The 12,641-nt window shown below is 41.7% G+C and carries 13 protein-coding genes, 2 rRNA genes and 1 other RNA gene; 7 read left to right on the top strand and 9 right to left on the bottom strand.

Features of this window, described 5'->3' with window-relative positions; genetic code table 11:
* The first annotated feature begins 203 nt into the window (after positions 1-203).
* Positions 204-1,619, top strand: a complete 1,416-nt coding sequence (locus NMG86_RS20420) for a M10 family metallopeptidase (RefSeq protein WP_052338547.1) — start codon at positions 204-206, stop codon at positions 1,617-1,619.
* Between the two features lie 91 nt (positions 1,620-1,710).
* Here the strand turns inward: NMG86_RS20420 and NMG86_RS20425 are convergent, their stop codons facing one another.
* From NMG86_RS20425 to NMG86_RS20435, 3 genes are read right to left on the bottom strand one after another with little or no spacing between them, the layout of a single operon-like run.
* Positions 1,711-2,052 (bottom strand): DUF5615 family PIN-like protein, encoded by a 342-nt coding sequence (locus tag NMG86_RS20425; RefSeq protein ID WP_026796385.1) that lies wholly within the window; start codon positions 2,050-2,052, stop codon positions 1,711-1,713.
* Between the two features lie 3 nt (positions 2,053-2,055).
* On the bottom strand, positions 2,056-2,382 hold the full coding sequence (locus tag NMG86_RS20430) for a DUF433 domain-containing protein (protein ID WP_026796386.1): 327 nt from the start codon (positions 2,380-2,382) through the stop codon (positions 2,056-2,058).
* A 58-nt stretch (positions 2,383-2,440) separates the two neighbouring features.
* Positions 2,441-3,061 (bottom strand): tetratricopeptide repeat protein, encoded by a 621-nt coding sequence (locus tag NMG86_RS20435; RefSeq protein WP_043939059.1) that lies wholly within the window; start codon positions 3,059-3,061, stop codon positions 2,441-2,443.
* A gap of 202 nt (positions 3,062-3,263) precedes the next feature.
* Here NMG86_RS20435 and ssrS point away from each other — a divergent pair.
* A non-coding RNA gene (gene ssrS / locus NMG86_RS20440) (6S RNA) lies at positions 3,264-3,450 on the top strand.
* Between the two features lie 28 nt (positions 3,451-3,478).
* Here ssrS and NMG86_RS20445 read toward each other — a convergent pair.
* From NMG86_RS20445 to NMG86_RS20455, 3 genes are read right to left on the bottom strand one after another with little or no spacing between them, the layout of a single operon-like run.
* Positions 3,479-4,222, bottom strand: coding sequence for a HEAT repeat domain-containing protein (locus NMG86_RS20445; protein WP_026785358.1), 744 nt, complete (start codon positions 4,220-4,222; stop codon positions 3,479-3,481).
* A 52-nt stretch (positions 4,223-4,274) separates the two neighbouring features.
* Positions 4,275-4,760, bottom strand: a complete 486-nt coding sequence (locus NMG86_RS20450) for a GNAT family N-acetyltransferase (protein WP_026785357.1) — start codon at positions 4,758-4,760, stop codon at positions 4,275-4,277.
* The gene (locus NMG86_RS20455; protein WP_173401021.1) at positions 4,753-4,923 is read right to left on the bottom strand and encodes a DUF8624 family small hydrophobic protein; all 171 of its coding nucleotides are present in this window, start codon (positions 4,921-4,923) and stop codon (positions 4,753-4,755) included. Before NMG86_RS20455 ends, NMG86_RS20450 begins: the two co-directional genes overlap by 8 nt.
* 184 nt (positions 4,924-5,107) lie before the next feature.
* Between NMG86_RS20455 and NMG86_RS20460 the strand changes: the two genes are divergently transcribed.
* The 3 genes from NMG86_RS20460 to NMG86_RS20470 all read left to right on the top strand — a co-directional run bounded on the left by NMG86_RS20460 (position 5,108) and on the right by NMG86_RS20470 (position 9,401).
* Complete coding sequence (locus NMG86_RS20460) at positions 5,108-6,418, top strand: M16 family metallopeptidase (protein WP_026785356.1); 1,311 nt, start codon at positions 5,108-5,110, stop codon at positions 6,416-6,418.
* A 210-nt stretch (positions 6,419-6,628) separates the two neighbouring features.
* Positions 6,629-7,846, top strand: coding sequence for an RNA-guided endonuclease TnpB family protein (locus NMG86_RS20465; protein WP_087882091.1), 1,218 nt, complete (start codon positions 6,629-6,631; stop codon positions 7,844-7,846).
* A gap of 526 nt (positions 7,847-8,372) precedes the next feature.
* Positions 8,373-9,401 (top strand): C39 family peptidase, encoded by a 1,029-nt coding sequence (locus NMG86_RS20470; protein WP_026785355.1) that lies wholly within the window; start codon positions 8,373-8,375, stop codon positions 9,399-9,401.
* 61 nt (positions 9,402-9,462) lie between these two features.
* Here the strand turns inward: NMG86_RS20470 and nadC are convergent, their stop codons facing one another.
* From nadC to rrf (NMG86_RS20485), 3 genes are all read right to left on the bottom strand, one after another.
* Positions 9,463-10,314 (bottom strand): carboxylating nicotinate-nucleotide diphosphorylase, encoded by an 852-nt coding sequence (gene nadC / locus NMG86_RS20475; RefSeq protein ID WP_026785354.1) that lies wholly within the window; start codon positions 10,312-10,314, stop codon positions 9,463-9,465.
* Positions 10,315-10,439: 125 nt separating this feature from the next.
* Positions 10,440-10,556: ribosomal RNA gene (rrf, locus tag NMG86_RS20480) — 5S ribosomal RNA — on the bottom strand.
* 257 nt (positions 10,557-10,813) lie between these two features.
* Positions 10,814-10,930 (bottom strand): 5S ribosomal RNA (rrf, locus tag NMG86_RS20485).
* Positions 10,931-11,267: 337 nt separating this feature from the next.
* Here rrf (NMG86_RS20485) and NMG86_RS20490 point away from each other — a divergent pair.
* Entirely contained in the window at positions 11,268-11,510 is a 243-nt protein-coding gene (locus tag NMG86_RS20490; protein ID WP_026785353.1) for a hypothetical protein, read from the top strand.
* A gap of 79 nt (positions 11,511-11,589) precedes the next feature.
* Entirely contained in the window at positions 11,590-12,618 is a 1,029-nt protein-coding gene (locus NMG86_RS20495) for a J domain-containing protein (protein ID WP_043939057.1), read from the top strand.
* Positions 12,619-12,641: the final 23 nt, after the last annotated feature.

Genomic DNA, 12,641 nt, shown 5'->3' on the forward strand with positions numbered 1-12,641 from the left:
CGCTTCAGCGCAATCTATTGTCAAAGTATAATAACGGAGAAGATGTGCTAAAGCACAACAACGGGTGGAGTTAAAGCTCAACAAAGAATTTAACTTTTTGATGAACAACGGCTAAATTCCACATATAATCATCTTTGATTAATATTTTGGATAATCATAAACAAGAATAGGATATAATGACAAAGAATACAATCCTATTATTTATGATACCAACAAATGATGTGAGAATTGATGCCCTTGTGGGTAGTAATCCCGATAATCCAGGGCAACCGTTGAAATGGAATGTTATACCTGGGGGAACCCTAACCTATAGTTTTGTGACCAATGCAGAAGCAAGCACTTACGAAACAGCACTTGATGAAACCGGAATTCAACAAGTTGATGAAGGAACAAAGAATCAAGTTCGTCAAATCATGCAGACCGTTTATGGTACTGTTCTACCCATAAACTTTGTCGAAGATTCATTCGGGCAAGGTAATATTCGGATTATGTTGGGGGATATAACAAGTATTCCTGATGCTGGTGCTTATGCTCTTGGAGATTTAGCTGACCCAAATGGTTTTCAGGCTGTAGTTTTGAAAAAGGGAGAAGAATTTAACTTTGGGAATGACCCCGGTACCTATGAATATTCAGTCCTGATTCATGAACTAGGTCATGCACTGGGTTTAGAACATCCTGGTAATTACAGTGCGGGAGAAAAAAATCCGACTCCACCTCCACCCGGGCGAGTATTCTTACCCTTTGAACAGGACAATTCTCGAAATACGGTTATGTCCTATAATCCGGGTAGCGCCACAGCAGGGGACGCAGGAGCACCGGAACCTCAAACCCTAATGCCATTCGATATTTTAGCCTTGCAGTTTTTGTATGGGGTTAAGAATAATAATACTGGTAATGATGTTTATACCTTCAATGATACGAACTTTAAACAGGTTGCCACAATTTGGGATAGTGGTGGTATTGATACCGTTGATTTTTCGGGTTTATCTGCGGATGAAGTCTATACCTTGCGGTTAGCTCCTGGGCTACCTTTTACCACCCAAGCCGCCCTCAAGGGATTAGACTATAACTTAAAACCCTCCCAAGGAGCACCAGAGGGAGCGACCTATAAAACAGATACCTTTGGAACTTATACCTCCTTTACAACCGAAATTGAAAACTTAATTGGAACCGCAGGTCAAGATGAAATTCTAGGCAACCGTTTTAACAATAGTATTCAATCAGGAAATGGAAATGATACGGTTTATGGTGGAAAAGGGGGCGATATTCTCGATGGGGGTGTAGGAAGCGATACTATTTATGCTGGTCGAGAAGCCGATCAAATCAATGGCGGTGAAGGTGATGATATTATTTCCGGTGATCGGGATAATGATACGATTACCGGAGGTGGAGGCAATGATCGCTTTATTCTCGCCCCGGGTTTGGGAACCGATACTATTACAGATTTTATTCAAGGTTCCGATGAATTGGCTTTATCAGGAGGGTTAACCTTTGCACAATTAGCCATTGTTCCCCAAGCCGGAGGAAGCGCCGTTCAAATTTCTGGAACTGGGGAAATTATCGCGGTTTTATCGGGTACAACCGTAGCACTAGGAGCCTCTGATTTTACCTTAGCTTAAAAACTAAAGCTCAACACCAAATTTTATTTTTTGATGAACAACGGCTAAATTCCACATATAGCAGGGAATAGAAAACTGGTAACTTGGTTAATTATTGCTGCGGACGAATGATTCTAATTAACTTACCTTGGAGATTTCCTTCATCAGAAATAGCTTCATTAATGCGTGTAGCTTGTCTTTCGGTATTTAAGTCTTCTTTGCAAATAATAATTCCAAAATGATCAGGGTGCGCTCGGTGCAATTGTCTAAAATCATCCCAATTTCGCGTTAAAATAGCACGCTCATTTCTGACAGCATAAGCAAGAACATCCTGATCAGGAATTCCTAATCCCGAATTTCCCGCTTCTTCAGTGGTAAGCACATCGTGACCAGCGAGACGCAATAATTTAACAATTGGTAATGGAAAATTTTCATCCGCATATAGACGATCCATTTTTCAATCTTCCTCATTTCTGCAAATAGCTGCCTCAATTTCTTCTGAATGAGTATCAGCATAAGTCCAAGCATTGACTAAATCCTCTGCTTTCAAGTGAGGGAAATCTTGTAAAATTCGAGCATCAGAAGCACCATTACGACGATAATTGATCAATGACCAAACGGGGATACGAGTGTTAGCAATTCTAGCATCGCCACCGCATACCCCAGAAGTTTTTTCAATTCCTTGCCAAACATTACTTAAACTTTGAACGAGCAATTGAATCGCCTGTGCTTTTTCTGTTAGACTTAATGCTAGAAGTTGAGGTTCTAAGTCTTTTAGTGTCATGTTACTGCCTCCTTTTTCATCATCAACAGCAATGTTTCTCTAATTATAATAGATAACCCTAAAGCTCAACACCAAATTTTATTTTTTGATGAACAACGGCTAAATTCCACATATAATCCTCAATTTCATATTCAGTTGCAGCTTGATTAATATAGGTTTTAGCCAGTTCTATATTTTGTTCAGCTTCATAATATAATCCTAAGTAAAGATGACTATAAAAATTCCCTGATTTTCCTTGTTTTTCTCCGATTTTTAATAAATCTTCCGGGGTACAATTACCGACAAATAATTCATAAACACTTCTCAAAACCGGACGCGGATCATTTTTAACCGGAAGTAGGGTATTTTTAGCAGCTTCAACTCCTTGAAATTGGGCAATACATAAATATCGCCAAACCGTTTCTTCAACGTCTTGGGAATTAACGGTTAAATCAATTTCAAATTGTTCAGCACCGAGTTGATATTGTTCTGTATAATAATAGGATAATCCCCGTTGCCACAAATAGGGTTTAATGCTAGAATCCAACTTTTCTGCGTGATCAAAGTCTTGGATAGATTCAGCAATTTTCCCTAATTTAAAATAAACCATTCCCCGTTGAATATATCCCCGAATATCATCAGGATGGGAATGAAAATATTTAGTCCAGTAGTTGAGTTGTTGTTCTAAGGAAAGAGGCATATTTGATATTGTTGTTGCGCTTAAGCGCAATCTATTATAACAGAGAAGATGCGCTTAAGCGCAACAACGGGTGGAGCTAAAGCTCGACAAAGAATTAATTTAATTTTTTGATGAACAACAGCCATTACCCATTACCCATTACCCATTACCTCTTGCCCAATCTCCTTGCTATCCCAGAAAAATCTGTTATAATAAGTTCAAGGTTGTGCTGCGGCGTTGGTGATTTGCCGATATGTTTTTTTGATCTATAGCTTTAAGAATACGGGAGCCAAGAGAATTGCAGGCGGCAGTAAACCGAGCTTAGACTCGGAAACTTTAAGTCTGGTCGAGGTACCCACCTGGTTTTGCCCAGGTCAAAAGCTGAGGTAACACGGCGTTGCGGTTAACCTTATCGATCAAGTTCTGAAACGATAGAAACTATAATAGGCCGTCCATTTCTAAATCTTCAATAATTTGTAATCCCCTCGGATCACCGACTCTTAATAACGATGATTTAGCATCATCCTTAACCCCTACATCCCCATCTTCTTCTAAGGCTTCAATTAAGGCATCAATAGCCACGGCATAAACAACATTAGAGGGTAGTTCTCGACAGAGTTGACCCAATGCCCAGGCGCAGTTACTTCTAACCGCCGGAACCGGATCTTGACGCAGGGCTTCAATCATGGGGGGAATTGCCCGAATCACGGTATCATAACTCACTTTCGCCATTTGACCAAGGGAACTCGCCGCCCACAGACGCACGGCGGGAATATCAGTTTTTAGGGCATCTAATAAAGGTTCTAAAGCTCGGCGATCGCCACAGGTTCCTAAAGCCCAAACCACCCCTTTACGGACATAACCATTCCAGTCTTGATGTAGTTGTGTAATCAAAGCTTCCACCACTTGGGAATTAGAATTGCGTCCCAAGGCATAGGCCACACTTACCCGCACCAAAGGGCAACTATCCTTCAACAACCGAATTAAATCAGGAATAGCCCGCCTGTCCTTAATTTCACAAAATGCCCTGGCCGCAATCATGCGCTGTTGCGGTTCGGATGAGGTTAACAACAGCAACATTTCCTCTGGATCGGGTTTGGCCATTTCGCCATCATCCAATTGATCCAAAGGACTTTCTAAGGGGTCTTGAGTATTGGTTACGATCAGTTTTTCATCCTCCATATCATTAATTTACAACAATTTGTCACCGTTGATGTTATCAATTTTAGGGAAGTTAAACCTCTTTGTATAGAATCTTCTGCATCAACAAAGATTGAGGTTGATAACCTAGTTTCTGATAAAGATTGAGAGCGGGTTGGTTATTCGTGAAAACTTGTAAACTGATTTTGCGATCGCCTCGTCCTATGGCCCACTGTTGGACATGAGCCATTAAAGCCGAACCAATACCCCGTTTTCGGTGTTCTGGTGCGACATACAACAAAAAAACATGGGCGGTGCGTTCTCCGTCGGCCAAATCAATCGCATTACCTAACCATAAACAAGCTATCGGTTCGGGAGGGTAGGAGTCTGGGTTGAATTTATCCACCCACCACAAAGGAGTTTGAGGCGAAAAATACTGCTCAACAGTTAGGGCGAGATGGCTTAAATCTTGATCGGGGAATTGTTCCTTATAGGTTCGATATGCAAACTTGAGTAATAAAGCCCGATCTAAACGTGACCCCTGGCGCAAATGATAACCGGGAATAAAAACTTCAGACACGGATATGATTAAGGAAATAGGTCGCCGATGTAGTAATCGTGCCAATGGGCGCAGGGGCGGTCATATCTCCAGGGAGAAAAATTCGCGCACTGACAACGAACAGAGCAAATAAAAACATGATGACCACAATCAACGGGGCCATATATTGACGAAAGAATGCCATAATCAGTTATCAGTTATCAGTGTAGGAATTGTCGGTTTTTAGCTAATAACCTACAATACAATAAAAACTATCAACTATGAACGAATAACTAATAACTGGTACGGATGCAATAACAGCCTGACGAGATTGCGCTTTGTTTAGGCGCGTCTAACCACTGATAACTGTTTACTGATAACTGAATTAAATGACTTCTATCCTCGTTAAACCATCTTTGCCTCGACCGATCAATACTCCCACTGTTCATCAACTCTCCAATGGTCTGACCATTGTGGCAGAACAGTTAGCCGTTGATGCGGTAAATCTCAATGTTTGGATTAATATTGGTTCAGCCATTGAATCCGATGATATCAACGGTATGGCGCACTTTTTAGAACATATCGTTTTTAAAGGCACACCCCATCTGCAAATCGGTGAATTTGAGCAAAAAATCGAACAACGGGGCGCGGTCACCAATGCAGCAACCAGTCAGGACTATACCCATTACTACATCACCACCGCCCCCCAGGACTTTGCGGATTTAGCTCCCCTACAATTTGATGTGGTTCTGAATGCCAGTGTCGCGGATGAAGCCTTTGAACGGGAACGATTTGTCGTCTTAGAAGAAATTCGTCGGGCTGAAGATAACCCAGGGCGGCGTTCCTTCCGTCAGTCCATGGAAATCGCCTTTGAGCGACTCCCCTATCGTCGTCCGGTTTTGGGGCCAGCATCGGTGATTGAGCAGTTACAATCTCAACAAATGCGGGATTTCCATGGCACTTGGTATCAGCCCCGCTCCATGACCGTAGCAGTGGTCGGAAATTTACCCGTGGAAAATTTGATCCAAACGGTAGAAAATTCCGTTAGCTCGGTTTATTCCCCATCCTCGTCGGGTTCTGCCCTCCCTGAACTACAACCCTGGACTCCTGAAGCGAGTTTTCAGGAAATTGTTCGTCAAGAAATCATTGATGATACCTTGGAACAAGCCCGATTATTGATGTTGTGGCGTGTACCTGGTTTAGTAGAACTTTCTGAAACCTATCCTTTAGATGTTTTAGCCTATATTTTAGGTCAGGGCAGAACCGCACGACTATTCCAAGACCTACGAGAAAATCGGGGGTTAGTTTCGTCGATTTCTGCGAGTAATATGACCCAGCGTTGGCAGGGGGTATTTTATATTTCAGCCCGTTTGCCCGTGGAGAATTTGGCTCTGGTTGAAGGAATTCTCACCGATCATATTCGTCAAATCCAAAGCGAATTAATTACCGAAGATGAAATTGCTAAAGTTAGGATGCAGGTGGCAAATCGGTTTATCTTTGGAAATGAAACTCCTAGCGATCGCGCCGGGTTGTATGGATACTATCAATCTTTGGTGGGGGATTTAACTGCTGGTCTCTATTACCCCGATCATATTCAAAGTTTGAGTTCAGAAACCATTCAACAGGCAGCACAACGGTATTTGTCTCCTGATGCCTATGGAATTGTGATTTTGAAACCTTCCTCAAACAGTCATCAGTAATCAGTCATCAGTTAACAGTTAACAGTCATCAGTTAACAGTGTAAGAGGTATCAGTTATCAAAAGAACCCGCCCTTACAAAGCCAGGGTGGGAGCGTGAAAGCCCACTGGCTTCAGCCGTGGGATGAAACGCGACGCAGGCACTTTTAAGTGCCGTCATCTACCAATTAATTTGTACCCAGTTATTAGATATTTATGTTATCATATTTTCCATGATCAAAGTAACTCGGACGATTAAATTAAAATTCGCAAAACTCAACCGTTGTCAAGCTCAAATGTTTGAGCAAATGACGGAAGAAAACACGCAGATTGCTAATAAGCTGTTGTCATTGCCAATTAAAGAACGGCGAAAAATGACAACAGCTAAAATCATGTCCGAGTTAAAATCTGCTCTGGTTAATCAAGTAATTCGACATACCACATCACCCACGGGTCGTAAAACCAAACAGTATAAAGTTCTTCCCGTGGAAGTTAACAACCAAAACTGGAAGTTAACTCAAAGAGGGAATACTTATTCAATTAGCTTCCCGACTCTTAAAGGTGAAAAAAGAATCCCCATTGAAGTTGTATCCGCTCACTGGCAAACCATTTTAGATGGATTATTAGAGGGAACAATTCAAGGAGGATCTTTTAAGTTAATTAAACATAGAAATAAGTGGTATGTCTATCTGTCAATCACTGAGGATGTTCCAGAAGTTGAGACAGAGAAAAGATTAGGATGTGACCGAGGGCAGAATAATTTAGCTGTAGTTGCACCAAAAGAAGGTTTCGGTAAATTCTTTAATGGTCAAAGCGTTAAGCATCGGAGACGTTATTTTCAACAAAGAAGGCAACAACTTCAAGAAGCTAAAAAGTTTCGAGCTTTAAAGAAATGGAACAAGAAAGAGCAACGATGGATGGATGCTATCAACCATACCATTAGTCGCCGAATTGTTCGTTTTGCCGAATTTCATAATGCTGATGTTGTGATTGAGGATTTAGAAGGTTGTCGAAATACCATGAAACAGAGACAGAAATCTCGTTCTGATTCTGGTCAATCTCGACATAGTTGGTCTTATTATTCTTTGGAGCAGAAACTTAATTATAAGTTAGCTCTTAAAGGATTGAAGTTAATCAAAAGACCTGCACCATACACCTCTAAATCTTGCTCAACTTGCGGTGTTATTGGCAAAAGAAATCGACATGATTTCAATTGCCCTAATGGTCACTACCACAATTCTGATTTTAATGCTGCACGAAATCTGTCTCAATGGGATGGTTTCGCTTGTGATTTAAACCTAAAGAGAGATGCTTCTGTAATGGATTCATCCGGTTTAAATTATGGGGTGTTTGGCGCACCCCCGAACTCGGTGAAAAACAATCAAAAAGAGTATATTCAACTGTCTTTATTTGATTGGGCTAGATACGAGAATCCCACCCCTTTAGCGTAGCGTAGGGGTGGGAGTGTCAAGTTCCTTGAATTCAAGAAAACCCAGAGTTGAGAAGTTTGTGGGGACTAATAATGGTAAAATTGTCCTGACAACTTTGATCTCCATGTTTTTTGAGTCATTGGTGAGAATTAGCCTCTGTCAGCACCCCGCACTCTCTGTGACGGGGCTATGCGCGGAGCGCAGGCTACGCGCCCGGTGCCTCTAACTTCAGTTAGTTGACCAGCCTAAGTCTTAACTGACTACGTTTTTGTGAGTCAAGACACCCTGTTGGATGCGTAGCTAGTCCCTGGCTCTGTCGTTAGTAGTTAAACAGTTTTACGAGGGGTAAGACAGTGCTACTAGCCTAACAAGCTCTTAAAACCTTGGCGTTCGCGTAGCGTGTGCGAAGCACTCAGCTAACTTTACCCTAGAAATAGGAGTTAGGAGGGCCACCATACCCTCCTCCCTGAAAGGGGAAATATAAAGCCGTCCTATAAGGCTTGCCCTGAGCTTGTCGAATGGGACGGGGTTTCTACCCATTTTTCTGATGAAACTACAAGATTTTCTCGGTAAAAATACTCGATATGATATTAAAGGTATTTCTGAAGACGACGAACTTTCCCGCCAAGTTCAGACTCGACTAATTGATTTAGGACTACTTGATCCGCCTGTGGATGGGGTTTTTGGCCCGAAATCAACGGCGGGATTACACCAATTTCAGAAGTTGATGGAGTGTGGTGAAGCGGGTTATCTGGGCGCAGTAACGGCGAAAAAGCTAATAGAAGCAAAACGGGAACAGATTCCCGTAGCAACCCCAATTCTGAAAACGGTCAAAAGTACAGTTTTTAAAGTTAAACCGATTGCTTCTTCTCAACTAAATGACTCGGAAAAATTTGCGATTCCCGCCGATAAAGAATTTAGTGTTTTAGCCTACGATCCCATTCGCGGACATTTACGAGTCGCTTTACGCACTGAATCCTACGGGGGATATTCGGTCTTATATATTTGGGGAGAACACGCTGAAATTTATGAAAATGGCAGCCGGGTGTATCCTAAACCGCTTCCCAAAAGTTTCCGTCTCAATGTTCCCTATAAATCTCAATTGGATAACTGGTTTAATCCGACGGGATCGTGCAATGTGACATCCATAGCAATGTGTTTGGAATACTTGAAAGCTCGTCGCAAAACCAGTTCTGGTCAGTTTGAAGATGAACTCTATCAATATGCTATTGATAAAGGCTACAGTCGCCACAATCCCAACGATTTAGCTCGAATTGTTCGAGATTATGGCTGTCAGGATTATTTTACTGAAAATGGCACCATAGATGATATCAAAGATTGGATTGCGGCTGGAAATCCTGCTGTAATTCATGGATATTTCACCTCCTTTGGTCATATTATGCCTGTGGTGGGTTATGACGAATATGGGTTTATTGTTCATGACCCTTATGGGGAATGGTTTTCCTCCGGTTATCGCACGGATTTGAGTGGATCTTATTTGAATTATTCCTATCTACTGATCCGCCGTGTTTGCATACCTGATGGTAGTTTTTGGGTACATTTTATTTCTAAGTAGTTGTTAGGAATAAAAGTGTAATCTTAGGGCGAGGTTTGTTTACTCGCCCCTAAAGTTTAATTTAGATTCTCATGCTTAAATCTAACCAATTTGAACGGGTAATCGGGGCGCTAGTTGAAATATAATCAACTCCGGTTTCTGCAACTGAGCGAATAGTTTTTAAAGTAATATTTCCCGATGCTTCTATTTTAATTCTGGGGTTATATTCACGAATAATATTAACAGATTCTTTCATTAACTCTAAGGACATATTATCTAACATAATAATATCCGCTTCATGTTCTAAGGCGATTTTAACCTGTTCTAAAGTTTCTGCTTCGACTTCAATAGTTAAAGGATAAGGCATGGTTTCTCTAATTTTTGCGATCGCTTCTGCAATTCCCCCCGCCGCCGCAATATGATTATCTTTAATCATAATCGCATCATCTAATCCCATCCGATGATTTTTTGCCCCACCGACTTGAATAGCATATTTTTCTAATAATCTTAATCCGGGTGTGGTTTTACGGGTATCCACTAATTGACAGGGTAAATCGGCGATCGCTTCTACATATTTCCGCGTCTCCGTAGCAATTCCACTCAGTCGCATCGCTAAATTTAACGCGACTCTTTCCCCTGTTAATAATGCTTCTAAACTCCCCTCTAAAAATGCAATTTTTGTCCCTTTTTCACACCATTCTCCCTCTTTAACTAAAGGAGTAAATTCTATCTGATGATCCAACAGTTGAAACACTCTTTCAGCAATAGATAATCCGGCGATCACACCCTTTTCTTTAACAATCCAATCGGCGGATTTGATCTGATTTCCGACTAATAATCCGGCGGTCGTGCGATCGCCTCGTCCAATATCTTCTAATAACCATTGTTGTAATAGGGGATCTAAAATAACCCTAGGAGGTAATATCGCATTCATATTTAATTCACGAGAAATATCAAAACATCCTATAATACCGGGGGTCAAAGAAACAAGAAACTGGGTTTCTAATACCAAAGCCTCCTTCCGATTTATCACTGGAAGAAGGCTTTAGTTTGATATTAACCTGGCATCGAGCTATTTTCCCAGGCGGCTACCCGCCAAGTATCTTCGCCGTGTCAGCGTTTCACTTCCGAGTTCGAGATGGATCGGAGTGGTTCCACTGAGCCATAGACACCAGGAAAGCTCTATAAACTTTTCCTGTTTTTGAGGGCTTTGCGTTCTTGTGGTTCGCTCGTTTCTCCCTCACAATTTACTAATCTACTTGATTTCTCTAGGAATGTCAACCCCTTTTTTAAAATATTTTTTTTGATCCTCTGATCCGGCTTGGTGAGGGAGTTAGGGGTATCAAGCGGATCAAAGAAACCGGGTTTCTGAGATTAAAATATAAAAGCCTGCTTCCGATTTATCACTGGAAGCAGGCTTTTATTTGATATTAACCTGGCACCGAGCTATTTTTCCAGGCGGCTACCCGCCAAGTATCTTCGCCGTGTCAGCGTTTCACTTCCGAGTTCGAGATGGATCGGAGTGGTTCCACTGAGCCATAGACACCAGGAAAGCTCTATAAAACTTTTCCTGTTTTTGAGGGCTTTGCGTTCTTATGGTTCGCTCGTTTTTCCCTCACGACTTACTAATCTACTCTGTTTCTCTGGGAATGTCAACCCCTTTTTCAAAAGATTTTTTTTTCCAATGTCAAATTTAGCTATAACATAAAGCTAGAAACCGATTCACCGAAATCCTATTCCTGTAGATGTTACCACAAAGACACGAAGACACGAAGGAATGGATTAGGGGGTATTCTGTGGCCTGTTGCCTGTTGCCTACTATAGTAATGGTGGGGAATAGAAACAACTTTAAGGAATTATTGATATCATTATTTGGGAGATCTGATCATGGCAATTGATTTACCTTGGGCTTTAGCATTGGTAGTTATGTCGGGACTAATTCCGGCATTAAAAACTATTGAAAATTCTCCTATTTCTCCATCTGAAAATTCATCACAATATCCTATACATATAATTTGCTCTGAAAATTCACAATTAAAGTTGAGTGATGTTAAATTAGTGCAAATTGAACAAGGGATAAAGGAATGTTATGTCAATAATTTAGAATGGGGAGAAATCTGTCCTAGATAATTGAATCCGCAAGTGGTTTACTGTTGATTACAATAATTCTGATGGCTGAAAAATAAGAGCAGGTCAACAAATTGCAAACGTGGAGATTGAAAAATATTATAAAATCTTAGACTTAGAACCTGGGGTAAGATTAGAGGAAGTCAGACAAGCCTATCGCCATCTAGCATTGATATGGCATCCCGATCGTTATCCCCAAGATTCTCTCTTACAAATCGAAGCGGAAGCAAAATTCAAAGAAATTAGCCACGCCTACGAAACCCTAAAAACCCATTTAAGTTATCCTACCTCCCCGGCTCCCCCAACCTTCACAACCTTCACACCTCCCCCAACTCCCCCAACTCCCCCTACTCCCCCAACTTCCCCAACTATCCCTCTAGGTTGGCTAACGGGGGTGTTTGTTTGTTATACGCTGATCGCTTGGATTTTAATAACTTTGAAGATTCCCTTCTGGGTTTGGATATTTGGCCTAATTGCTTGGTTTACGATTACCTTGGTCGCCAGTAAGGATTCGGATTCGTCTCAACCTTGGTTAATATCGTTGATGTTTGCTGGAGCGATCGCTGGTTGGGTACTAGGAAATGAAGCTGGGGGGGTAATTACAGCAACGGTATGGGGGATGGTCGGCATCGGATTAGGGGCGATCGCAGGCTCAGAAACGGTCTCTAAATCGGTAATTGGACTGTTGACGGTGATGGGAATTGCTGCCATTGCCGGGTTAATTGCCGGAACTCGTCGGGGAAACTGGTTAGGTTCGGTTTTCGGTGGGGGTTTTGGGGTGATTATGGGGTTAATGTTAGGGATTATTTTAGATGCAATATTTCAATCAAGAGCCAAACTAGGAACGGGGAGTTTATTTGGATTACTATTAGGAGGATGGATCGGGGCTGGCATTGGGGCGGGTCAGAAAGCCATCATCCGGGTGATTGAACAAATACAGCCAGAGCTTATTATTGCTGCTTGGGGTGCGATCGCTTTGGTTGCTGGGGTCGTGGCGCAAATGGCGGCGGGAGAAAAATTACTTGCGTCCTACAATGGGTTTTATACCTTTTTGATTTTAGGGATAATTTCCGGCCTCGGTTTTAGTTTTGGGTTGTGGTTAGCCTACTAATCCTTTAATAATAGATACAGAAT

The sequence above is a fragment of the Planktothrix rubescens CCAP 1459/22 genome, assembly GCA_904830895.1.
Taxonomy (GTDB): Bacteria; Cyanobacteriota; Cyanobacteriia; order Cyanobacteriales; family Microcoleaceae; genus Planktothrix; species Planktothrix agardhii.